The organism is Paraburkholderia sp. BR10954 (assembly GCF_040965775.1).
In the GTDB taxonomy this organism is placed as follows: Bacteria; Pseudomonadota; Gammaproteobacteria; order Burkholderiales; family Burkholderiaceae; genus Paraburkholderia; species Paraburkholderia youngii.
Window position 1 is genome coordinate 1 of sequence record NZ_JBFRCK010000342.1, and the last position, 250, is coordinate 250.

1 protein-coding gene is annotated in these 250 nt (G+C 48.4%); it reads right to left on the minus strand.

What is annotated here, in order from left to right; genetic code table 11:
- Nucleotides 1-152: 152 nt before the first annotated feature.
- On the minus strand, nt 153-250 hold a 98-nt coding region (locus AB4Y34_RS42490), incomplete at its 5' end, for a DUF6429 family protein (RefSeq protein WP_368719058.1).

A 250-nucleotide genomic window follows, 5' to 3' on the forward strand; every position in this document is an offset into this window, starting at 1 on the left:
GGGCCCCAGCGCGTTTACAAAACTAATTCACGGCGCGTCGTTGTCAAGGAGATTTGATTGCCGGGCCATCAAGTTATTCGGATTGGGTATGCGAAGCCTCGACTGCAATATAAAACACACCTCCTAGTGTCGTGAGTTAGAAGTTCGTTGAATCAATTTCCCGGTCTTTCTGGAATGACGAAATGCTGTTTAAAGAGCCGCTCGGACTCACGCAGTCCTTCTTCGGTAAAGATCACAGACTTCGTCCTGT